15 protein-coding genes and 1 pseudogene are annotated in these 22,042 nt (G+C 61.5%); 6 read left to right on the forward strand and 10 right to left on the reverse strand.

The features are described 5' to 3' along the window. Positions 1–319 precede the first annotated feature (319 nt). The 4 genes from GJB56_RS29340 to GJB56_RS29355 all read right to left on the reverse strand — a co-directional run bounded on the left by GJB56_RS29340 (position 320) and on the right by GJB56_RS29355 (position 6,759). Positions 320–2,332: a hypothetical protein gene (locus GJB56_RS29340; RefSeq protein ID WP_154606709.1), complete on the reverse strand. Its 2,013-nt coding sequence runs from the start codon at positions 2,330–2,332 to the stop codon at positions 320–322. 172 nt (positions 2,333–2,504) lie between these two features. After that, positions 2,505–4,661: an N-6 DNA methylase gene (locus tag GJB56_RS29345; RefSeq protein ID WP_113683927.1), complete on the reverse strand. Its 2,157-nt coding sequence runs from the start codon at positions 4,659–4,661 to the stop codon at positions 2,505–2,507. Continuing rightward, complete coding sequence (locus tag GJB56_RS29350; protein WP_113683926.1) at positions 4,658–5,209, reverse strand: NYN domain-containing protein; 552 nt, start codon at positions 5,207–5,209, stop codon at positions 4,658–4,660. Before GJB56_RS29350 ends, GJB56_RS29345 begins: the two co-directional genes overlap by 4 nt. A 593-nt stretch (positions 5,210–5,802) precedes the next feature. Further along, positions 5,803–6,759 (reverse strand): recombinase family protein, encoded by a 957-nt coding sequence (locus GJB56_RS29355; protein ID WP_113683925.1) that lies wholly within the window; start codon positions 6,757–6,759, stop codon positions 5,803–5,805. 413 nt (positions 6,760–7,172) lie between these two features. Here GJB56_RS29355 and GJB56_RS29360 point away from each other — a divergent pair, with 413 nt between their 5' ends. From GJB56_RS29360 to GJB56_RS29370, 3 genes are all read left to right on the forward strand, one after another. Continuing rightward, positions 7,173–7,376: a cold-shock protein gene (locus GJB56_RS29360; protein ID WP_003939930.1), complete on the forward strand. Its 204-nt coding sequence runs from the start codon at positions 7,173–7,175 to the stop codon at positions 7,374–7,376. A 712-nt stretch (positions 7,377–8,088) separates the two neighbouring features. Continuing rightward, a complete protein-coding gene (locus GJB56_RS29365; protein ID WP_154606710.1) occupies positions 8,089–8,814 on the forward strand; it encodes a DUF4352 domain-containing protein in 726 nt (241 codons plus the stop codon). A gap of 886 nt (positions 8,815–9,700) precedes the next feature. Continuing rightward, entirely contained in the window at positions 9,701–10,132 is a 432-nt protein-coding gene (locus GJB56_RS29370; RefSeq protein WP_154606711.1) for a hypothetical protein, read from the forward strand. Positions 10,133–10,517: 385 nt separating this feature from the next. Here the strand turns inward: GJB56_RS29370 and GJB56_RS29375 are convergent, their stop codons facing one another. From GJB56_RS29375 to GJB56_RS29390, 4 genes are all read right to left on the reverse strand, one after another. Then, positions 10,518–12,305: an AMP-dependent synthetase/ligase gene (locus GJB56_RS29375; RefSeq protein WP_113683920.1), complete on the reverse strand. Its 1,788-nt coding sequence runs from the start codon at positions 12,303–12,305 to the stop codon at positions 10,518–10,520. A gap of 161 nt (positions 12,306–12,466) precedes the next feature. Next, positions 12,467–13,873, reverse strand: a complete 1,407-nt coding sequence (locus GJB56_RS29380) for an FAD-dependent oxidoreductase (protein WP_113684008.1) — start codon at positions 13,871–13,873, stop codon at positions 12,467–12,469. Between the two features lie 146 nt (positions 13,874–14,019). Beyond that, positions 14,020–14,847 carry an SDR family oxidoreductase gene (locus GJB56_RS29385; RefSeq protein ID WP_113683919.1) on the reverse strand — a complete coding sequence of 276 codons (828 nt, stop codon included), beginning with the start codon at positions 14,845–14,847 and terminating at the stop codon, positions 14,020–14,022. Between the two features lie 24 nt (positions 14,848–14,871). Continuing rightward, on the reverse strand, positions 14,872–16,425 hold the full coding sequence (locus GJB56_RS29390; RefSeq protein WP_113683918.1) for an aldehyde dehydrogenase family protein: 1,554 nt from the start codon (positions 16,423–16,425) through the stop codon (positions 14,872–14,874). Between the two features lie 134 nt (positions 16,426–16,559). On the opposite strand from GJB56_RS29390, the gene GJB56_RS29395 reads away from it, so the two are divergent. Next, a complete protein-coding gene (locus tag GJB56_RS29395; RefSeq protein ID WP_113683917.1) occupies positions 16,560–17,801 on the forward strand; it encodes a PucR family transcriptional regulator in 1,242 nt (413 codons plus the stop codon). A gap of 84 nt (positions 17,802–17,885) precedes the next feature. On the opposite strand, the gene GJB56_RS29400 is transcribed toward GJB56_RS29395, so the two are convergent. Beyond that, complete coding sequence (locus GJB56_RS29400) at positions 17,886–18,506, reverse strand: TetR/AcrR family transcriptional regulator (protein WP_024488148.1); 621 nt, start codon at positions 18,504–18,506, stop codon at positions 17,886–17,888. Between the two features lie 93 nt (positions 18,507–18,599). Here GJB56_RS29400 and GJB56_RS29405 point away from each other — a divergent pair, with 93 nt between their 5' ends. Further along, positions 18,600–19,958, forward strand: a complete 1,359-nt coding sequence (locus tag GJB56_RS29405) for a cytochrome P450 (RefSeq protein ID WP_113683916.1) — start codon at positions 18,600–18,602, stop codon at positions 19,956–19,958. 162 nt (positions 19,959–20,120) lie between these two features. Continuing rightward, a complete protein-coding gene (locus GJB56_RS29410; protein WP_113683915.1) occupies positions 20,121–21,263 on the forward strand; it encodes an acyl-CoA dehydrogenase family protein in 1,143 nt (380 codons plus the stop codon). Between the two features lie 419 nt (positions 21,264–21,682). On the opposite strand, the pseudogene GJB56_RS29415 reads toward GJB56_RS29410, so the two are convergent. Then, positions 21,683–21,985, reverse strand: a pseudogene (locus GJB56_RS29415) (hypothetical protein); the annotation flags it as partial. Positions 21,986–22,042: the final 57 nt, after the last annotated feature.

A 22,042-nucleotide genomic window follows, 5' to 3' on the forward strand; every position in this document is an offset into this window, starting at 1 on the left:
ATTCGCTATCACAGCGATCGTTGGTACGAGAGGTTCGTTGTCGACTCTCGCCGTGAGATCGAAGAGGTACGGCAGTCGATCACGGAGTACAGATACGTGTATCGAACGGACGCGTTCGTGCTTACCTTCGGGACATGCCCCCTGGTCTCACAGCGAATTAGATGCCGGTGTGAGCCCCACCCTGGATCTGAGCCTAGTTTGGTCGACCGACTGCAGTTTTCGCGATCGCACGCAAACGGTGGTACCGATAGCGCGTTGCGCATTCGGTACCACCGTCATTGGGCTCATCTTGATCCTATGTCGTTGCGACAGTTGCATATCACCGGATCGTGATGTCGATTTCCTTGGCCGCCTCGTCGAGACTGGCGAGAACCTCGTGAAGGAAACCGTTGGGGTCCGAGGCGTGGACGTGGCGGCGAAGGATCTCCTCGCCGATGTACCTCGCGCGGTCGACCGTCGATCCCGCTCCGCTGAAAGCGAGGGATCTCTGCCATGCGGGTTGAGCTGTTACCGACAACCTGTCGTGGATCGGGTCGGACAGCCTTTTGGCGATGGCATTGGAGAACTCGTCGATCACCGCGGTCAAGATGATCGAATCGTCAGGGCGGCGACCGGTCCAACTCGTCGGGGTTTCGAGCTGCTTGTAGATCTCTTCCTTGACGAATTCCCGCAGGTCTGACGATGGACGCAGTGTGTTGTATTCGTCGGCGCTGCCTTCGGCGAAGCGGCGGTTGAGGGCTTTGATCCGGGTCCAATGTTCGCGGGCAATGCCGGACAGTGCCTTCAGCCCGAGCACGGCGTCCCAGCGGCGGTGAAAATCTCCGATTCCGGCGACGACCGCCTTCTCGAGGCCTGCCTTGTCGTAGACCGGACGAGCTGGACCCAGATCGGGTCGGTCCGTGACCTTTTCGATCATCTCGAGCAGCCGCGTGAACTGATTGATCGACCACTTTCCATCGGTGTCTGTCCGCTGGAGGGCCATGTCGATACGCGAGAGAAATACTCTGTTGTCATCCAACCGCCGACGCAGCGCTTGTTCTGCACGTGAGTTGAAATCGTCTCGGATCGTTGCCAACAGGTTGTTCACACTGTCGAGAACATGATGAGCCCGGTCCTTGATGGAAGCAAGATTGTCGCCGGTGACCTCGTCGAAGTGAGTGAAACAGAAGATCAGTTTCTCTGCGTTGCCCGAGGTCAGGATCGAGCGGACCGCGGCGGCGGGAGCTGCCTGCATCGGCTGGGCGGCATTGTCCACCAGCAGTACCGCATCGACGGTGTTGATGCGGTTCGCGACTGCTGTCGACAGGGACGCGGAGGACTTCGGGGTGTGACCCAACCCTTCGCCGTCGATGAGGACCAGACGAGGGATTTCTCCCTGCCACCAGGTGGGGTGGAACGGTCCTGCGACGCGGATTCCGTCGACCAGCGGGGTGAGAAGATGTCCGAACAGTGGTGCGTAGTTGGAGGAGAACCTGTTGACGGCGCGAAGGAACGCAGTCCGGTCGCTACTTTCCCACGTCCAGTTTTCCGGCCATCCGTGAACGTCTCGCTCGATCTGTCCGGTGGACAGGGCTGAGAACCGTTTTTCCATCTCCGCCAGCAGAGACGTGATGACCGCTTGGAACCTCTCGTCGGTGCGCAGCAGACGATCGAGTTCGTCGTCGAGGAGCTCGGTGACAACCTGCTCGTCTTCGGTCGTCGCGTCGAGTTCCTTGCGGATTGTCTCCGCATACGCGGTTACCAGCTCACGCAGCGTCCCGATCGCCTGATCGATCACCGCGTTCGTCTCCTCCAAGTCGATGGAGGGAAGGTACTCAGGGTCGGCATCGAAACTCGCGCTCTCCCCTTCTGCGTCGTCTGCGGAGTCGAATTCATCGAATTCATCGAACTCGTCGAACTGCTTCACGCTCTGTTCGTTCGCGGCGGGTTCGGTTCGTCGTCCCAGGATGTAGCTGAAACGGAACCGTTGTTGCTCGTGATCGAGTAGGCGATCGCGCACGTCTTTCTCAGCCGCGCCGTGCAGGATCGCCAGTGCTGCGCTGCAGCCGCAGTCTTCGAGATGTTTGACGACCTCACTGCGACCGAAGAAGGTGATGACCGCTTTGAAGTCCCCGTCGGCGAGGACGATCTCGGAGTCGGCCACTGTGGTCTTGGCTGTGGAGGTGGAGGGGAATCGGTCGTTGACGGGATCGGTTCCCAGCAACTGACGAACAACGGTGGTCTTGCCTGCCCCCGTCGTACCGAGCAGCAGGATCTGCCGGTAGTCGTCGTCCACCGTGGGCAAAGGGATGTAGCGCTCTCGAACTGTCCTGCTCTGTTCAACTGCTCCCATGAGGGGTTCTCCTTGTTTTCTACGTACAAAGCGTGTGGACCGGTGTCGGTCATGTCGCGGCGGCACATGCCCTCCCCTTCTCGCTGGTGGAGTGAGCAGAACCTGGTCAACGAGGTTCAGCAGGTAAAGCGGTTGTGCACCCGCCGATCTACCTGACGAATTCGGCCAAATCTCAGCGTGCGACGGTGATTGCGTGTGAGGCGAACGCCACCGAAAGCGAACTCAGAAGCTTCTTGTTCAGATTCGCCTGTCGTTGAGCGAGGTCGGCGGTGTGTTCCAGTTGCGTCATCATTGCGCCGATCTCTTGTTGTTCGGCCAGCGGCAATACCGGGACCTCGATCTTGTTGATCTGCACTGTAGACGGACCGACCGGATTGCTTGCTAGAGCTGGTCGGTTCGCCGATCGGATGCACGTTCGAATGAAACCGGGGTCGGCTACCTCCGGATCCACCCGAACCACATAGAAGTGCTGCGAAATGGTCCAGCCGGCTTCCTGATCAGTCAGGACGGTGCTGACAAGTTCGGTTCTCCCTGGTGTCAATGCTTGGGCCAGGATGTCTCCGGAGCGGGTTTCCACCCGACGCCGAATCGACACTCGGTCGACGAACTGCACCTCCGGTTCGACGCCGGCCCGTAAATCACGCACTACCCGCGGGGTCAGTACTCCGATCCGATCGGATCCAGACTCTCCGGACTTTCCGGACTCGCGAGAATCGATCACCGGAGCTCCCCGGATCACCTCGACTCCGGGATACGCCTCGAGGCGTTCGGCCCGCACTTCACGTTCGACCACGGCGAGAGGGACATCGAGCGGTAGGTCGCGTTCGGTGGGGATCCGCCGAAGCTCTTCTGCCAGAGCGTGGATCTCGTCGAGTTGCTGTTGCGGGTCGACGACGTTCTGCTTGGCGAGCCAGGTTTCCGGATCCAGGCCGGTTCCCGGTTCGAGCAGAGTCCTGACGGGGAGAACGATCTCGGTATCGCTGTCGGCGATAGTGCCTGACGAACGCCACCGTCGGTACTGTTCGACGACGGTAGCCGTCTCGATCTGCTTGCCTCGCCCGTGTGGTTCGGCGATGCACGCCAAGAACACGCGATCAGAGTCGACCGTGCTCCCCGGTGTTGCCAAAATCCACAGTGCAGAGGCAATCGCGGTGTAGGGGCGCATCATTCCGGCGGGAAGGGCGATGACCGCTTCGATTGCACCTCGCCGCAGCATTTCGTCGCGCCAGTCCTTGGTGCGCCCGCTTGCCGAGAGGTCTCGACGTGGAGTCAATACCAATGCTCGCCCCTGCGGCGCCAAGTGGGAGATCGCATGCTGGAGCCAGATGCCATTGTCACGTTGTGTCGGCCTTCCGAACACCCACCTAGGGTCTGCCAGATTCACATCGTTATCGATGTGGGTACCCCACGGCGGGTTGGTGACCACGATGTCGGCTTCGATCCCGTGGAACGGATCATCGGCTACGGAGTTACCGACGCGAAGTTGGAGGTCCTGGTGTCGCAGCACTGCCCGGCTGGTCGCCACGGCAAGCACCCCTGGATCGGTATCGACACCGAACAAAGTCGCCTGCGGCTGCGCTTTTCCTACCGCGATCAACAAATTCGCGTAGCCGACGGCCGGGTCGAGGACGACACCGGCGCCAGCGGGCAGCAGATCGACGAACAGATCGGTGATCGCCGAGGGCTCGGTGTAGCTGCCGAGAGCTCGGGGATCTATCGTCAGCAGTTCGTCGTACACCTCCGCCAACCCCTCTGCCGGCACGCTCGCGACGATATCGGCCACGGATTCGAGCACGACGTCCTCGACGATCATGCGGCCCGATCGGTCAACCAACTCCAACAAGCACCCCTGCAGATTCGTCTCTCTCGCACAGATGAGATCGATGACCTGTTCGGTTGTCCGGTCTCCGGCATTTTCGGTCAGTAGCCGGCTCAAGGAATCTGCGCCGATGTCGGAGAGGTCCAGTCCTGCCGCCGGGCCCTGCTCGATCGCGGCGCGGGAAGCAGTACGCAGTAGGTGATCGAGCACGATGGCCGAACATGCAATCTTGATTGCCGTACCGGGGGCGTAGCGGCCTTGGAGGTGCTGCATCAATCGCGACGCGATGGACCGATGACCTTGTGTCTCGGTCCGACGCAGCAGGATTCCGCGTCCGTTGTCGACGAGCCACTGCTCGATCTCCGTGCGGTCGAACAGTGGGCTGGCGGTATCCGCCGCTTCCTTGGGAGCAGGAAAATCACTGTGCCGTTTACGCCACTGGGTTACCGCGGCGCGGCTGACGCCCGCCATCTCCGCGATGTCCGACGCCCTGACGAGAGGGGTACTCATGCAACAACATCCTTGGTGGAGAGTGGGTGATCGAGAAGAGTCACGTCGTGCGCGGAGAGGCGAAGTGCTCGCGAGAGGTTTCGGGTTCGACTGACCACGTGGGTGCGCATACCGGCAGCGGCCAGGGTGGACAGGTCCTGGGCGAAGATGCCGTCTCCGGACCCGAGGTAAATCGTGGTGAAGCGGCCGGCGAGGTCTTCGGTGGCAATCACCTCGCGCAGAGCTTCGTCGGCGCCGTTCACTCCTGATCTCGGTGGCAGCAGTCGCGCCGACCTCCAGGCCAAACCCGAGGCGAGGGCGTTGTGATGCGAGGCCGCCACGATGATGTGGTCATCGACGGCGGCACTGACGGCGGCAATGTAACGACGCATCGTCAACGCAGCGCCGATGCCGCGGACATCCGCTGCGTTGCACAGATTTTCCATGTCGAGCAGATGCACCACACGTTCTCCGGCGGCGCGTGCCGGGGCCATCTCCACCGGCCGGTCCAGAAGTCGAACCGGGGCCTTGGCTTCCATCAAGCGCACACCACTGCTGCAAGCGTTCATCTCAGATCCTCCTGGCCGACGGGTCCTCGTACTGCTGATGACGCTAGTACACACCCATCCTCAATGCAAGCGTTAACTCGGTTAACGCACTTAACTAAAGTCAATTTCGAAATGTGTCACTACACTGCCGATCCAAGAATTAACTTAACTAGCAGGCCAGGAAGAAGACGCTGCACCTACACCCGGGCAATAATGCAGGGCTTGAACCTCACTGAACCGCATCCCGGACCTGCCACTCGTTCCCGGCGAACATGAGATCTGTTAACACCAGGGCATCGACCGCGAGAACACTCCAGCCACTCGGCTGGGCACCAGTTGCCTCACTGGCTCCACTTGGCAGGTACAAAATGCGAAACAGGCCACCACTTCCGACCAATCGGCAAGAGATGGAGTCCTTGCAGATCAGGACCGCCGATGGTGCCGCGGCCAGAGTCAGTGTGGCGACCTGTTGCTCGTCGCGGTATCGACGCTAGCTGCTAGGTCTGACAGTGATGGTGGATGTTGTCGGTTCCCGAATATTGCCCCGGTAGTGAATCCGGCAGCCGGTCAGGCGTGCGCCGCAGCCTACCGACGTGATCTCGTATGCAACCCACTCAGGTGTGGTCCGGGCATCGCAGCTCAGGCAGTACGGTCCAGCCGCTCGCGGTGAGCCACTCCTGCACCGGATCCGGCAGGGTGCCACTGCGTGCGGACTGTGCGAAATCGCCTGCGAGGATTGGTCCGTCACCGCACACCGTGCAGGCGACATCGAACGCCGGCGGCCCCGGCTCGCACTGATGGCAATGCGATCGGGCGAGCACCGCAGCTGAATCGGCCGGATTGTCGGTATGAGGATGCAACCAGATCACCGCCAGGTCGCCGCGTTGATGGGCCGCTTCGGCTCTGGTGCTCGGCTCGTACCCACAGGACGGGCAGATCCGCGACATTCGCGCCGCCGCAACAGGGACCACAGCCACCGTACTCACCGGATCAGTCGACACATTCGCCGCCGGTGCGCGCTTGTTCAGATGCCCGTAGACAGTAGTGCGGGGAACGTTCAACATCGCCGCGATCTGCGCGACCGTCTTCTCCCCCGCGTCGTAGAGCTGCTGGGCGAGCACGATCTGATCGCCAGACAGTTTCGACGGACGGCCGCCGGTACGGCCTCGGGCGCGCGCTGCGGCCAATCCGTCGCGGGTGTTGGCAACGATCAGCTCACGTTGGAGTTCGGCGAGGACGGAGAGCATCCCGAACATCGCTCGCCCTTCCGCAGTGCCAGTGTCGATGCCCTGCTCGAGAACCTTCAAGCCGATCCCCCGCTCGCGCAACTCTGCACCGAGGGTGATCAGATGCAACACCGAACGCCCCAACCGATCCAGCCGGGTTATCACCAACGTGTCACCGTCCCGCATCCGAGTCAGCACCGTATCGAGTTGCGGCCGTGAAGCTTTCGCGCCGCCCGCGTGGTCGGTGTGGATGTTTGCGGCGTCGATCCCCGCTCGCGTCAGGGCATCGATCTGATGGGCAGGATTCTGGTCTGCGGTCGAGACCCGCACGTAACCGAACAGCATGTGTCGAAAACTACGCCTGTTTGAGGTTTTCGACAGAAGTTACAGCGCACGCTCCCTCGAAAAACTCCCGGCTCCGAACGAACGCGGTGACACCGCCGTACGATGGCCGTTCCTGTCAAGCTGCACCGGAAGCCATCACCTCAGGCTGCAGCACTGCACCCGAATCGACCCGATCCGAGCACCGGTTCGTTCCAGCAGACCGGCGAATGCAGGTTGGCCGCAATCCGAATCCACATCGAAACCACCCGGCCAGCGGGCATTTCATCGCCTTCCTGCTTTGTCGGACTGCATGTCTCCACCGCACTACCTATCGATGCTCTGTAGCGAGTCTGTCGTGGCCGGGCATGCAAGGATGGGAAACGAGATCGGGACTTCGATGTGAAACCCCGATCAATTGTGTAGGGAGTATCGGTATGGCACAGGGCATCGTGAAGTGGTTCAACGGCGAAAAGGGCTTTGGTTTCATCGCTCCCGACGACGGAACACCGGACGTGTTCGTTCATTACTCTGAAATCTCGGGCAACGGCTACAAGTCGCTCGACGAGAACCAGCGTGTGGAGTTCGAGGTTGGCCAGGGCCAGAAGGGTCCTCAAGCAACCAATGTGCGCGCTGTCTAATCAGTGACACAAGAAGAGGGCCGCACCCGCAAGGGTGCGGCCCTCTTCTGCATAGCGGAGGCCCTGTCGGTACGGCCAAGCTAACCGACTGTCCGTCGTCGAAAACCTCACGATACACAGCGACCTGACATAGTTTTCCGACACGAATTTATCGACGGTTCCGAACCGCACAAACTCTATTTTCAACTACGGTGGCAGATTCAGGTTCCTTTGCACTCAGCGATCCCCGTCGTCGACAAGCGCAAGCGCTGCGACAATCGGGTACGACCGGCACTGATTGAGATTGCTGTTTGCACAGTGAATTTCATCTGGATCCACCGTCGACAGTCACGTGGGACGGGAATCGACGTGCCGGACCGTGGCAGGTTACGACCGGAAGTCCGGGCGGCGCGGCGGCGCAGCGCCTACCCGGGATAACGACTGTCGCGCGTTGCCCGGCGGTATGCCCACGCATATTCGGATTCGATGTTCGGGTGTGCTTGGCCCAGGTCCTGGCGCCGAGTAGCGGTTCAACCGACGGAGGGGTCAGAGAGGTGATGTCGTGTCAGTGACCAGCGCAACCGAAAGTTCCGATCGGTGTCACCATTCTTTTCGAGAAACGTAATTTTGGGACCAAAGAGGTATTTGTCGCATCGCGATGGTAGAACTAATCGAATTTTAAACCGCAAGGGAGCTGCGAGCGAACTCTGCGAACAAATAAGAAGAAGGACACATGAATCCCGACCCGAACAACCCAGCTAACAGCAGCGACCCACAAAAAGCGCCGCAGCAGCCGTACGGACAACAACCCCCTCAGTACGGGATGCCGCAGCAGCCATACGGACAACAACCCCCGCACTACGGGATGCCGCAGCAGCCATACGGGCAGCCGCCGCAACCGCCAAAGAAGAAGCGATGGGGTTTGTGGATCATCCTGGCGATCGTTGCTTTGTTGTTCGCGGGTTGCGTGGCCGCAGTCGCTGGTGGGGGTGACGAGCCAGCGACAGTAGTGGATAACAACGGATCAAGTTCTGCGGATTCCGACAGCGCAGCCAGCCTGGATTTCCCAGGAAAGACGAGCAAGGACACCGGCGCCGACGCGGGAGCTACCGTCGATAAAAAGGGCGTTCAAATCACTGCTGCGCCTCTGGAGTCGGCAGAGCGTTCATACGGTGGTTCTCTTCTGTGCACGAACGTCACCGTCGTCAACGGCACTGACAAGCAGCAACGTTTCAATGGTTACTTGGATTGGAAATTGCAGGATCCTAACGGTGTCTCGAAAGACGCGACGTTCGTCTCCGACCGCTCCACGCTGGAATCGGGTGAGTTGGCTCCCGGAGGTCGGGTCGCGGGAGACGTTTGTTTCGACGATCCGGCAGCCTCCGGACAGTACGTAGTGCTCATGGAAACACTGCTCTCCTTCGACAGCTCACGCATCGGGTGGATCAACCAGATCTGAACGCCCCGATACAACCCTGGGGCAGGCGAGCGTTTGTTGACGCTCACCTGCCCCAGCCCGATAAGTATGCAAGCCACGCCGTGACCGTGGCCCTGACCCTGGCCGGACAAGGTCCCTCCGTACACATGGTCGGGAACCCACCACAGCAACCTCAGCGAATACGAGCTCCGGCGACGCAACATCGCCAGCCCACTCGCCGACGTTCGAGGACCCGAGGGGCGCAGCCGCATTGGCCCCGACGAATTACCAGGTGCGGTCCGGGTACCGCAGCTCAGGCAATACAGTCCATCCACTCGCGGTGAGCCACTGCTGCACCGGACGTGGCAGGGTGCCATTCCGTGCGGTGTGCGCGAAATCGCCCGGCGGACGGAACCATCCGACGGTGCCATCACCTACATCGCCAGGGTGCTTTCCACCGGAAAGCACCACACCAACAGAAAGCGGACATCGATGAACGAGACGTCCTCGCGGGCTCACCTACGTCGCAGCGATCACGCGGGACGGGGCCCTCGAAGTCGACGGGAAACGCTACGGGCCGTCCTCGGCGCCGTTGACGGACATGATGGGCCGGCATCGGCACGGTTGGAGGGACTGTCAACTGGCCGATGGGCGGCAACTTCGACAGCTGCGGCGGCAAGCGTACGCAGAAATGTCTAGTTGACACCCGTCCTAGCTCTGCCACCACACGCCGACTCGTCCACAGAATGAAGCGATCGCAATGACAATGAAAAAGTCCTGGCTAGCAGCGCCAATCCTTCTTCTCGCGCTCAGTGCGTGCAGCGACCAAGGCTCGTCTACCGAACCTGTCCCGTATGAGAGAGCAACTGCGACCGCCACGACGCCGAGCTCGTCAGGGACGCCCACACCGGTCTCCAGTGCCACGATTGTGGAACCCACGACGGACACCATCGTCGAACCGCCCACCGCTGAGGCAACATTCATCGACACGCCAACGCCGGCGGTGGCCAAGCACATCGACTACTGCACCTCGCCCGGTCCGAACACCGCGTTCACGGACGGAACCTACGGTTGGACGGACGAATGCGCCGGCCCCGCAGCCATGAACCGAGTCAGCGAAATCACCGCCAACGGAGGATCTTGCGACGGAACCACGTGCACCAACTCACTCGGAATGACCTTCACCGACCCTCGGGCCGAAGCCGGAATGACCGATGCACCGCCAACAGCTGGCACTCCACGGACCACGACAAGCACGCCCACAGTAACGAATCCGCCGAACCATCCCCAGGTCCTGTGGTCGAATTGCCTACAACAAGGCAACACCCCGGAACAATGCCGCGAAATACTCGACAACTGATGCCACGCCTAGAGAAAGTCCATTCTCGACAGGAAGTTGCATTTCTCTTGCCACAGACATGGCATTTCACGCGGGCCGCGGCCGGTGCTGACACGAGTAGCCGACAAGTCGGTGTCGACGCGGGCGCCGCCGACTAGGCACCCGGCGCAAGTCGCTATGTCTCAATACCTGAAGCGTTTCGTTGGTCGCCGCATCGCACACTATTGAGACGAGAGTTTTGGTACGCACTTCTGAGACGCGTTGAGCTGGGGCAACGCCTGATTTGTGACTTTCGGGTGAATGTGGCGTGGTTTTCGATGCCTGATTTGGCATGCTTTCAGGTTTGTCGATTTTCTCCTCAAGTTCTCCAAGGGAATTTTGGATACCAGTGAGCGGAGTCGATGGGTCAGGCGTAGAGGGCGCTGATTTTGGTCTTGTGAGCTTCGTGAATGATGTTGCGCTTGAGCTTGAGCGTCGGCGTCAATTCACCGGTCTCCTGGGTGAAGTCGACCTCGAGGATCGTGTACTTCTTGATCTGCTCGGGGTTGGAGACCTTCTTGTTGGCGTCGGCAACGGCCGAGTCGATCTCGGCGATCAGGTCGGCGTTCTTCACCAGATCGGCAATCGGGGTGCCGGCGGGCAGTCCGTTGCGCTCGACCCAACCGGGCAGAGTCTCCGGATCGAGGGTGATCAGTGCACCGATGAACGGCTGACCGTCGCCGACGACGAGGCACTGGCTGATCAGAGCATGCGCGCGCAGGGAATCCTCGAGGCCTGCCGGTGCGACGTTCTTGCCTCCGGCCGTGACGATGATTTCCTTCTTGCGCCCGGTGATGGAGACGTAGCCCTCGTTGTCGATCGAGCCGAGGTCGCCGGTGTGGAACCAGCCGTCGACGATCGATTCGGCCGTCGCCTTGTCGTTGTGCCAGTAGCCGGCGAAGACGACCGGGCCCTGCAGGAGGAGTTCGCCGTCCTCGGCGATCCGTGCGGCGTGGCCGTTGATCGGCTTGCCGACGGTGCCGACGCGCTGCGCGCTCGAGGTGTTGACGGTGATTGCGGCGCTGGTCTCGGTGAGTCCGTAGCCCTCGTAGATCGGGATGCCGACGCCGCGGAAGTAGTGGCCGAGGCGCGCGCCGAGGGCTGCGCCACCGGAGACTGCACGCTCGCACTCGCCGCCCAGAGCTGCGCGCAACTTCGAGTAGACGAGCTTGTCGAATACCGCGTGCTTGAGCTTGAGTGCCAGTCCGGGGCCACCCTTTTCGAGGGATTCGCTGTATTCGATGGCAGTGGCGGCAGCTTTGTCGAAGATGCTGCCCTTACCGCCGTCGACTGCCTTCTGGCGAGCCGAGTTGTACACCTTCTCGAACACGCGCGGTACCGAGAGGATGAAGTTGGGCTTGAAACCGGCGAACTGCTCGAGGAGCGTCGTCAGGTCCGACGTGTGGGCGACGGTGACCTTGGCGTCGAAAGCGCCGTAGGAGATCGCTCGTGCGAATGCGTGGGCGAGCGGCAGGAACATCAGCGTCTTCTTGCCGGGGACCATCGACTCCGGCATCGCCAGGCGGCAGGCGTTGGACTCGGCGTGGAGGTTGGAGTGCGTCAGCTGGACGCCCTTGGGGCGTCCTGTGGTTCCGGAGGTGTAGATCAGGGTCGCGGGCGAGGCTGCGGTGACCTGGTGACGACGGGTGTGCAGTTCTTCGTCGGTGATTGCCGAACCGCGACTGGACAGCTCGTCGATAGCACCTGACTCGATGACGAGAACCTCGCGGAGGGCTTCTGCGCCGTCGGTGACTTCCTTGTGAGTCTCCGCGTGCTTGGCCGTTTCGACGACCAGAAGTGTTGTCGCGGAATCCTCGAGGATCCACTGCGCCTGGTCGGGGGAGGAGGTCTCGTAGATCGCGACGGTGCATCCTCCGGCAGTCCAGATGGCGTAGTCGAGAACGACCCACTCGTAGCGAGTTGCTGACAGGATAGCGACGCGGTCGCCGAGCTCGACGCCTGACGCGATCAGGCCCTTGGCAACTGCGGAGACCTGCTTCGCGAATTCAGCTGCAGTGACGTCGACCCATCCGCCGTTCGACGGCCTCGTGAACGGTACGAATGTGGGGTCTTCTTCGGCGTGACGGAACACGGAGTCGGCCGTGGAAATGTTTCCAGGAATTGAGAACGACTGTGGAACTGAGAACTCGCGCACTATTGACCCCTTCAGTGACAGCTCTGTGGCCGCTTCGGTAAATGAAAACCCCCGTTCTTCTTGGAATCGGGGATGGTGTCTGCCACATGAAACGCCTTGAAGAGTTCGGACACTTCTGGGCATATTCAGGTGTTCGAGCACTCAGTTCACATGGATTCGACTCAGTTCGCGCGGTCGGGCTCCGACGCCTTCAGCATGTCGTGACGCTCGACGACTTTGATGCGCTCACGGCCTTCGGGCTCGCCCAGGCTGCGCTCGTGCGCGTCGAGGCGGTACCAGCCCTGCCAAGTCGTGTACGGCACCTGCTTGCCTTCGAGGAACTCGATGACGGCGTTCTCGTCGGGGTTCGCGGCGCCGGCGAAGCCGACGGAATCCTCGAGAAGATTCGCGACGGTTTCGTTGGCGTCACCCTTGGTGTGGCCGATGAGGCCGACGGGGCCGCGCTTGATCCAGCCGGTGACGTAGGTGGCCGGCATGAACCGGGCTGCGCCTTCGGCGTTGTCGTCGGCGACGACGCGTCCGGCGTCGTTGGGGACGGTGCCTGCCTGGTCGTCGAACGGCAGCTGCGTGACGTTCTGTGAGAGGTAGCCGACGGCGCGGTACACGGCCTGGACATCCCAGTCCTTGTACGTGCCGGTGCGCTTGACGTTGCCGGTGCCGTCGAGCTGAGTGCGCTCGGTGCGCAGGCCGACGACCTTGCCGTCTTCGCCGAGGATCTCGGTGGGAGATTCGAAGAAGTGCAGGAACAGCTTGTGGGGACGGGCGCCGACGTCGCGAATTGCCCAGTCCTGCAGCGTATTCGCAACCATGTCGACCTGCTTGGAGTTGCGGCGAGCCTGCTCGGAACCTTCGTCGTAGTCGATGTCCTCGGGGTCGACGATGACCTCGATGGTCGGCGAGTGGTCGAGTTCGCGCAGTTCGAGAGGCGTGAACTTGGCCTGGGCCGGGCCGCGTCGTCCGAAGACGTGAACCTCGAGGGCCTTGTTGTTCTTGAGGCCCTCGTAGACGTTGGCGGGGATCTCGGTGGGCAGCAGTTCGTCGCCGGTCTTGGCGAGGACGCGGGCGATGTCGAGCGCAACGTTGCCCACGCCGAGGACGGCGACCTTCTCGGCTTCGAGCGGCCACGTACGCGGTACGTCGGGGTGGCCGTCATACCAGGAGACGAAGTCGGCCGCGCCGTAGCTGCCGTCGAGTTCGATACCCGGAATGCCCAGCGCACGGTCGGCGTTGGCGCCGGTGGAGAAGATGACCGCGTCGTAGAACGACTGCAGGTCGTCGAGGGTGATGTCGGTGCCGTAGTCGATGTTGCCGAGCAGGCGTACCTGAGGCTTGTCGAGCACCTTGTGCAGGGCGGTGATGATGCCCTTGATGCGCGGATGATCGGGCGCGACGCCGTAGCGAATCAGGCCGAAGGGCGCGGGCATGCGCTCGAAGAGGTCGATGCTGACGCCGCGGCCGGAGACTGCGGTGTCGGATTTCATGAGGGCGTCGGCGGCGTAGATGCCGGCGGGGCCGGCGCCGACGATCGCGACCCGGAGTGGGCGTGGAACATTGTCCTCGGGCGACATCGGTGTCGCGGAAATGGAAGCTTCGGTGGTCATGAAGATCTTCTGTGCCTTCTGTCGTTGACTGAGATGAAGTGCTGTCATGTCGACTCCGGAAGAATCGGAGCGACGACCGAGACGAAGGGCCCGCGCATCGCGGGCACTCTGGCTCAGCTGTGACGAGCCCGCTCTTCGTAGGCCCGCCTGGCTGCGGTGTCGACGTCTTCGAGAAACACTCTGTCTGTGTGAAGCGCTCGGGTGAGCGCTTCGCTGACCTGGCGAGGGAAGAACTTCTGACTGGCGGCGAGGGCGCCGACGAGCTTGGTCACCCGTACCTTCGGCTTGGGGCGTTCGATCAATGCCACGACGGCACGTGCGATGTCTTCCGGTTCGGCGTTCTTGAGTCCGGGAAGCCCCTTGGTACCCGCCGTCAACTCGGTGTTGACGAAGGATGGCAGTACCGCGGAAAACTCGATTCCCGTGCCGCGGTGCTCCACCCGCGCGGCGTCGGTGAAACCGACGACGGCATATTTGCTGGCGCAGTAGGTGGCCAGTCCGGGCGTGTAGATTTCGCCGGCGAGTGAGGCGATGTTGACCACGTGTCCGCGGCCGCGCGGCAGCATTCGCCGAACAGCGAGTTTGGAGCCGGTGATCACCCCGAGGACGTTGATATCGAGGATCCGGCGGGTGACCGCGTCGGGTTCGTCCGCAATCCGGCCGGCGGGCATGATGCCGGCGTTGTTGACGAGCACGTCGATAGGCCCGAGGGTTGCTTCCACGTCGTCGAGGAAGGCCTCGAAGGATTCGGTGTCGGTCACGTCGAGCTTGCAGTAGCTGGTCAGGCCGAGTTGGGTCGCGGCCTGCTTGAGTTTGGCCTCGTCGATGTCCCCGATTGCCACCTTCGCGCCGAGTCTGGTCAACGCGGTCGCGGTCGCGAACCCGATTCCGCGGGCACCGCCGGTGATCGCGATGACGCGACCGTGCAGAGATTGTGTCATTTTCCTTGTGTCCTTCAGTCGTCGTTACAGGGAGTTCGAGCGGCTTGATCCGGACAGTCGGCGGCGCGGGTCACGCGCGACGAGGGCGCGCAGCAGCCGGCCGACGAAAAGACCCCGGAAGGGGGTGTACGGATACCAGAGCAATTCCCGCTTCATCACGGGTCCGCGCGGCATCGTGATCGCCTGCTGCCGGGTGTACTTGCGGATTCCGTATTCACCCCCGAATCGTGCGCCGAGACCGGATTGCTTCCAGCCTCCGTGCGGTAGCCCCAGCGCGAACAGATTGGAGAAGGCGTCGTTGATGTTCACCGCGCCGGCGTCGAGTCGGCGGGCGATCTCCTCGCCGCGGGTTCTGTTCCCGCACCACACCGTCGCAGACAGGCCGTACTCGGAATCGTTGGCCAAACGTACGGCTTCGTCGGCGTCGGCGACCTTGACCACGGGGATGGTGGGCCCGAAGGTCTCTTCCCGGATGCAGGCCATCGAATGGTTTACGTCGACGAGGACAGTCGGCTCGAAGAAGGTGCCGGTGCTCCCGGCTTTGCCTCCGGTCAGGGCCGTGGCGCCGCTGTCCACAGCGTCGGCGACGTGCCGGGCAACGAGGTCACGTTGCGCCTCGGTGGCCAGCGCGCCGACATCGGTGCGATATCCGTCGTCGTCGGTGCCCTGTCGGAGCGAGCCGACGAGTGCCACCAGTCGCGCGACGAACTCGTCGTGGACGGGGGCCTCGACGTAGACGCGTTCGATCGACACACACACTTGTCCGGCATTGAACAGGCCGCCCCAGGCGATTCCGGCTACCGCGCGGTCCAGGTCGGCATCCGCCAACACGATCGCCGGATCTTTGCCGCCCAGTTCGAGACTGCACGGCACCAGTCGCTCGGCAGCCCGCACCGCGATCGCTCGACCGGTTGATGTGGAACCGGTGAACTGCACGAAGTCCACTGAATCTACTACCGCTGCACCGGTGTTGCCGCGGCCGGTGAGGACCGAGAAAACAGGGGGTGCGCCGATGTCCGACCATCCCCGTGCGAGTTCGACGGCTGCCAACGGCGTCACCTCGGACGGTTTGAGCAGAACCGCCGCGCCGGCGAGCAGAGCCGGGATGATGTCCATCGCCGGCATCGCGAGCGGGAAGTTCCACGGAGTGATCACACCGACTACCGGGTAGGGGCGGACAGTTTTGATCAGTCGCTTGGTCATCGAGAGCGGTCCGTGGGGTTTCACACGCTCGTCGGCGAGAAACGTGCCGGCATTGTCAGCGAAGTAGTTGATCAGATCGCACGCGAGCGCGGGCTCGATGGCTGCTTCGGCGCGCGGTTTGCCGGTCTCGGACTGCAGTACGTCGATGAGATGGCGCTCGTTGTCGAGGAGCCAGTCCCGCAGCTTCCGTAGCCACTTGGCCCGACCTTTCGGCCCCAGCGCTTCCCACTCGACTTGGTGAGCGCGCAGACCTCGGACGGTCTCGGTCACTGTCTCGGAACTATTGTCCGGTACGCGCGCGACGAGGCGTCCGTCCGCGGGGCAGTGCACATCGATATCGTCATAGCCCGTCTCCGCCTTGCTTCCGGATCTCATATGAACCCCGCCTTCTATGATGTGCGCCACGTCTTATTAGAATTACACAAGCAAACTGAAGTTTTCTTGGCGAAATAGGCCAAGGAAATTGGTCATTCTTGTACTTTGAGTCCAAATGCGAAAGAGGTGCTGACGTGTCCGCTGACGACATGGTGATGACCTGGCTCCGGGAATTCGCTGCGGAGGCGCTGGTGCCCGGCACCCTCGATGGCCTTGTCGCGCGCTTCGACGCAGCAATAGTGGCGGAGGTCCCCGAAGTTTCCGCGGACCGGGAGTTGCGGCGGGACCTCGATGCCAGCACCCGCGGCCAAGGGCGTGCGCTGTTGATCTGGCTCACCGACGACTCCGCCGAGGTGGACCTGCCGCTCGCAGCTCATGATCTCGCGCGCACGATCGCCCGACGAGGTCTGCATCTGAGGGTCTTGATGCAGATCTACCGAGTCGGCCAGAAGGCGCTGCTGAGGTTCGCCGCGGAAACGGCAAGTGAGCGCATCACCGACCCCGTACTGGAACCGAAGGTATTGATACGGCTCCTGGAGCGGGCGAATCACTGGCTCAACGTGTCGTTGGAGATACTCACCGATACCTACAGTGAGGAACGAGAGCGCGGATTGAGCGGCGCGTTCGCACGGCAGGCGGAAACCGTGCAGGCGATCATCCGAGGTGAGATCGTCGATGCCGCGGCGGCATCGAACCGTTTGAATTACCCGTTGATCAGGCATAACACGGCACTGGTGCTGTGGTTCGACAACGTGCCGTCAGAGCAGACCGAGGACGTGATCGGCGTCCTGAATTCCGTTGTCCGCGCGGTCGCGGCCACGATCGGGGCTCGCCAGCTACTGACTCTGCCGTCGGGATCGCGAGGGCTCTGGGCATGGCTGTCGATGGACGTCGAGTCGGATCTCGCCGCAGTGGACATCGGTGCGGATATCCCGGCCGGGATATCGATCGCGATGGGCAACCCAGGCAAGGGAATTCGAGGATTTCGGCAAAGTCACACCGAAGCTGTTTCCGCTCAACATATTTCGGAACATCAGGAGGTTGCGGCTCGTCCGATTTTGTATGCAGACGTCGAAATTATCCACCTACTCGACGGCCACCCCGACGCGGCGAGGGCACTGGTTTCGCGTGAACTACGCGGCCTCGACGGTACCGATGCAGCCTCCACCCAGTTGCGCCGCACTCTGCGCACCTACCTGAATGTGAACCGCAGCCCGGACGCGGCAGCTCGCGCTCTCGGCGTGCACAAGAACACCGTGCGGTACCGCATCCAGCGCGCCGAGGAGATGCTCGGACACCCCATCGGGGCCAACCGGCTCAAACTCGAACTTGCGCTCGAATACGCCGACACCTACGGTCCGGCCATCCACGAGTGACACTCTTCAGCTGGCCGATGCCCTGCAGGGGTGTGGTTGGAGCCCTCGCTACCCGTTCGATCGTGAACTCCCGCACCCGACTCCTTACCGGTGGGCGGTGGAGGTGAATTGATATGTTGCCGCATCGACTATCTCGTCAGGGGTGATGGCGATCTCGTCGTTCAACCATGCGGTGACCAACTCGGCCAAGCCGCCCACAAACAGCAATCCGTTGATTTCGCCCTGGTGTGGTGGCCATGCCCGGTCGCCGTACATGCGGGTGGCTTCGTCGGCCACCATCTGAGCAAAGCCCCGCAGCGCTGCACGTCGGTGGGTGCGCAGAGGTTCGAACGCGGCGGATTCGATCATCGCAACACGTCCCTTGCGTGGATCGTCGGTCAAGATGGTGACGAACGAGGCGATGGCATTTCGTACGCGCTGCTCGAGCGTCCCGCCGCTCGCCCGAAGTGCATCCAGTCCGGCTTCGCGGACTTCGTCGGCGATTCCGTCCAGGACCTTCTGCAGGAGTTCGTCTCTGCTGGTGAAACTTTCGTAGAAGTACCGCTCGGTCAACTTGGCGTGCGCGCAGATGGCGGTCATGGTGGCGCCGCTCTTGCCTGTGGCAGCAAAGACTTCCAATGCGGCTTCGAGCAAGGTTTCATGCCGCAGTGCTGCACGCTGGTCGCCACTCAGGCCCGCGTATCGACGTGGCGTAGGAGAAGTCATAGGTCGATATTGACAGATCCGATCGCTGTGACGCAGACTACCCATATCTGACAGGATGCACTGTCAGATCAATGCGGAAGTCGAGGTTCATCCATGTCCAAGATCCTGGCCGATCCACCAGCACAGTCGCAGTTACTCCCGATCTCGGGCCGATCGGGGCTCCCCGGTGTCGGGCACGCACTCGAATACATCCGCGATCCCCTCGCCTTGATGCAAAAGCACTGGGACCGCTACGGCGAGGTCTCCTGGTTCTCGATGATCGGGCGACGTTGGGTCGCGGTCCTCGGACCCGACGCATGCCAAGAAGTGCTGCAGAACAAAGATCGAGCATTCGTCAACGGCGACGGCTGGTCGGTCCTGATCGGCCCCTTCTTCCACGGCGGTCTCATGCTTCTCGACTCGGAAGAACATCTACGACACCGCCGGATCATGCAGCAGGCATTCACCCGATCACGCCTGGAAAAAACAGTCGACGTTCTCAACCCGGCGATCGCCTCGGCGCTCGACGCCTGGACTCCCACCGACGGATTCCGCGCCTACACCGCACTCAAATCACTCACCCTCGATCTCGCCACCGACATCTTCATGGGAGGCGCGGAAGGATCCACTGAGAGCGAAATCGACTCGGTGAAAAAAGCTTTCGTCGATTGTGTACAGGCAGCCACCTCAGTCGTGCGCTACAACGTCCCAGGAACCAGGTGGAAGCGAGGACTCGACGGACGCCGGGTCCTGGAAGACTTCTTCCGGCAGTACCTACCGGCACGCCGATCACACGAAACCGATGACCTGTTCTCCGTGCTCTGCCACATCGAATCCGAAGCAGGACAACGCTTCAGCGACGACGAAGTCGTCGACCACATGATCTTCCTCCTGATGGCCGCGCACGACACCTCCACCATCACCATCTCCACGATGATGCAATACCTGGGCCAACACCCACAGTGGCAGGACAGATGCCGGGCAGAGTCCCTCGCGTTGGGAACAGCGTCACCGAGCTACGCCGATCTCGACGGACTCGTCAGCCTCGATCTGGTCATGAAAGAATGTCTCCGGATCGTCTCTCCGGTGCCGGTCATGGCGCGCCGCGCGGTCCGCGACACCCAGGTCCAGGGACATTTCGTGCCGGCAGGAACGTACGCGGCGGTGGTGCCGCATTTCACGCACCACATGTCGCAGTACTGGCCCGAACCAGAACGCTTCGATCCCGAGCGCTTCGCGGAGCACCGACGCGAAGACAAGGTGCACCGATACGCGTGGGAGCCGTTCGGTGGTGGTGTGCACAAATGCCTCGGCATGCACTTCGCCGGCGCCGAGATCAAAGCGATCATGCATCATCTCCTTCTGCGCTTCGACTGGCGCGTCGACGCCGACTACGTCGCCCCGCTCAACTTCACGTCCCTGCCGTTCCCCTCCGACGGACAACCGGTCGATCTGCGTTTCCTCGAGCAGTGAGGATACGCCAGAAAGCTTGCTCTACAGGCGAATGCAGTCACCGCTCCTGATCGCTCACATCATCGACTAATGCTCTGACGAGTTCGTACCGTCCTACGACAGTACGAACGGACGCAACGAAATTCAGTTCTCCCACAAAACATCGACGCAGTAGGAGTTGGCGTGGAACGTACCCTGTTCGAACCGGAACATGATCTTTTCCGGGAGTCCTTCCAGAAGTTCTTGGCACAGCACGTCGCGCCCTTCCACGACAAGTGGGAAGAGCAGAACATTGTCGATCGCGACGTCTGGGTGGAAGCCGGCAAGCAAGGTTTCCTGGGAATGGCCGTTCCCGAGGAATTCGGCGGCGGCGGCGTCAAAGACTTTCGATACAACGTCGTCATCACCGAGGAAGCGACCAAGGCTGGTTACAGCGGTATCGGTTTCATGCTCCACAACGACGTCGTGGCGCCCTATCTGGTCGATCTGTGTAACGACGAGCAGAAACAGCGTTGGCTGTCGGGATTCACCTCGGGAGAACTGATCTCTGCGATCGCCATGACAGAACCCGGAACCGGTAGCGACCTACAGGGCATCAAGACCAGAGCCGTCCGCGACGGCGATGACTGGATTCTCAACGGGTCCAAGACGTTCATCACCAACGGCATCAACGCCGACATCGTCATCGTCGTTGCGTGCACTGATCCCGACATCGGAGCGCAAGGCTTCAGCCTCTTCGTTGTCGAGCGCGGAATGCCAGGCTTCGAACGAGGGCGCAACCTCGACAAGATCGGGTTAAAGGCACAAGACACCGCAGAACTGAGCTTCACCGACGTCCGAGTCCCCGCATCCAACATGCTCGGCGAGGAGGGAATGGGCTTCCTCTACCTGATGAAGAACCTTCCCCAGGAGAGGCTTTCCATCGCCGTGGTCGCTGCTGCAGTCATGGAATCCGTTCTGGAAAGCACGATCCAGTACTGCCGCGAGCGCAAGGCCTTCGGCAGGTCGATCGGTAGCTTCCAGAACACCCGATTCGTACTGGCGGAAGAGACCACGAAGACTACGGCCGTCCGCGTTCTCGTGGACAAGTTCATCGAGCAACTCAATGCCGAGAAGTTGACCGTGCAAGAAGCCGCCATGGCTAAGTGGTGGACCACCGAAGCCCAGGTCAAACTGATCGACCGATGCCTCCAACTCCACGGCGGCTACGGCTACATGAAGGAATACCCGATCGCTAAGGCATACATGGATTCTCGCGTCCAGACCATCTACGGCGGCACCACCGAGATCATGAAGGAGATCATCGGGCGATCCTTGAACCTTTGATCGAGTCCGTAATCAAGACCTGGAGTGGAACTGTCGGCGGGCTGAATTTTCGATGTAGAAATCTTTTCTTGTGACAAATTGAGCATCTACCGAAGCAATAGCCCCTGGGGCATTCACGATGGCGAGGGTCACGGTGCGTCAGATCGGAAGAATAGCCCTCTGAAATGCGGAGATCGAACTCCCGAAGGCTGCAATCCGGAGCATTGAGAGGAATCGTCATCCTCACTAAGTCCTCAGACGCTAACCGATCGTGTCGCACGTTGAAACCATGACGTTGTAGACCGTGGGGTCACCGTCTGACTGCGGCCTGCCCGAGTCTCCGACTCCGTGAAGGAAACCGTTAGTGTGGTTCGCCCCCGGCAAGCTCATGGCAGCTTTTCTCGCTCAGTGCTGACCGCCTAGCCGAAATTCAGGGAACACTCGTGGAAGGCGAGGAGTCCGAGGCCGGGCATTCCGATTACGGCGACGTGTCCGCCGTCGGCGGTGATGGTAGCGAGTAGTCCGATGAGGATCGATGCTGCGCCGTCGACACTGACCACGGTTCCTCGGGCCAACCCACCGCGTGGGAGCAGATCACCTATCGGCTCCGGAACGGGAAGCATCCGGAGGGTTGATTGCGCGGTGGCCACGATCGGAGTCGGCTCGCGCTCGCCGACGGGTTTGAGCATCACCGACGGCGTAGCGGGTTCGGTGCCGTCGGAGCGGGCAGGGATCGAGGTCATCTTGCGGCGTAGCTGTTCGAGCTTTTCCGCCTTGGTCAGCACTGTCGTTACTGATGA

The organism is Rhodococcus sp. AQ5-07 (assembly GCF_009707305.1).
GTDB lineage: Bacteria > Actinomycetota > Actinomycetes > Mycobacteriales > Mycobacteriaceae > Rhodococcus_F > Rhodococcus_F erythropolis.

Coding starts and splice junctions, on each gene's coding strand:
- GJB56_RS29350 (WP_113683926.1), bottom strand. CDS start 5,209: ATGAACGCTTGCAGCAGTGGTGTGCGCTTGATGGAAGCCAAGGCCCCG.
- GJB56_RS29380 (WP_113684008.1), bottom strand. CDS start 13,873: ATGTCGCCCGAGGACAATGTTCCACGCCCACTCCGGGTCGCGATCGTC.
- GJB56_RS29390 (WP_113683918.1), bottom strand. CDS start 16,425: ATGAGATCCGGAAGCAAGGCGGAGACGGGCTATGACGATATCGATGTG.
- GJB56_RS29360 (WP_003939930.1), top strand. CDS start 7,173: ATGGCACAGGGCATCGTGAAGTGGTTCAACGGCGAAAAGGGCTTTGGT.
- GJB56_RS29400 (WP_024488148.1), bottom strand. CDS start 18,506: ATGACTTCTCCTACGCCACGTCGATACGCGGGCCTGAGTGGCGACCAG.
- GJB56_RS29355 (WP_113683925.1), bottom strand. CDS start 6,759: ATGCTGTTCGGTTACGTGCGGGTCTCGACCGCAGACCAGAATCCTGCC.
- GJB56_RS29405 (WP_113683916.1), top strand. CDS start 18,600: ATGTCCAAGATCCTGGCCGATCCACCAGCACAGTCGCAGTTACTCCCG.
- GJB56_RS29385 (WP_113683919.1), bottom strand. CDS start 14,847: ATGACACAATCTCTGCACGGTCGCGTCATCGCGATCACCGGCGGTGCC.
- GJB56_RS29345 (WP_113683927.1), bottom strand. CDS start 4,661: ATGAGTACCCCTCTCGTCAGGGCGTCGGACATCGCGGAGATGGCGGGC.
- GJB56_RS29365 (WP_154606710.1), top strand. CDS start 8,089: ATGAATCCCGACCCGAACAACCCAGCTAACAGCAGCGACCCACAAAAA.
- GJB56_RS29340 (WP_154606709.1), bottom strand. CDS start 2,332: ATGGGAGCAGTTGAACAGAGCAGGACAGTTCGAGAGCGCTACATCCCT.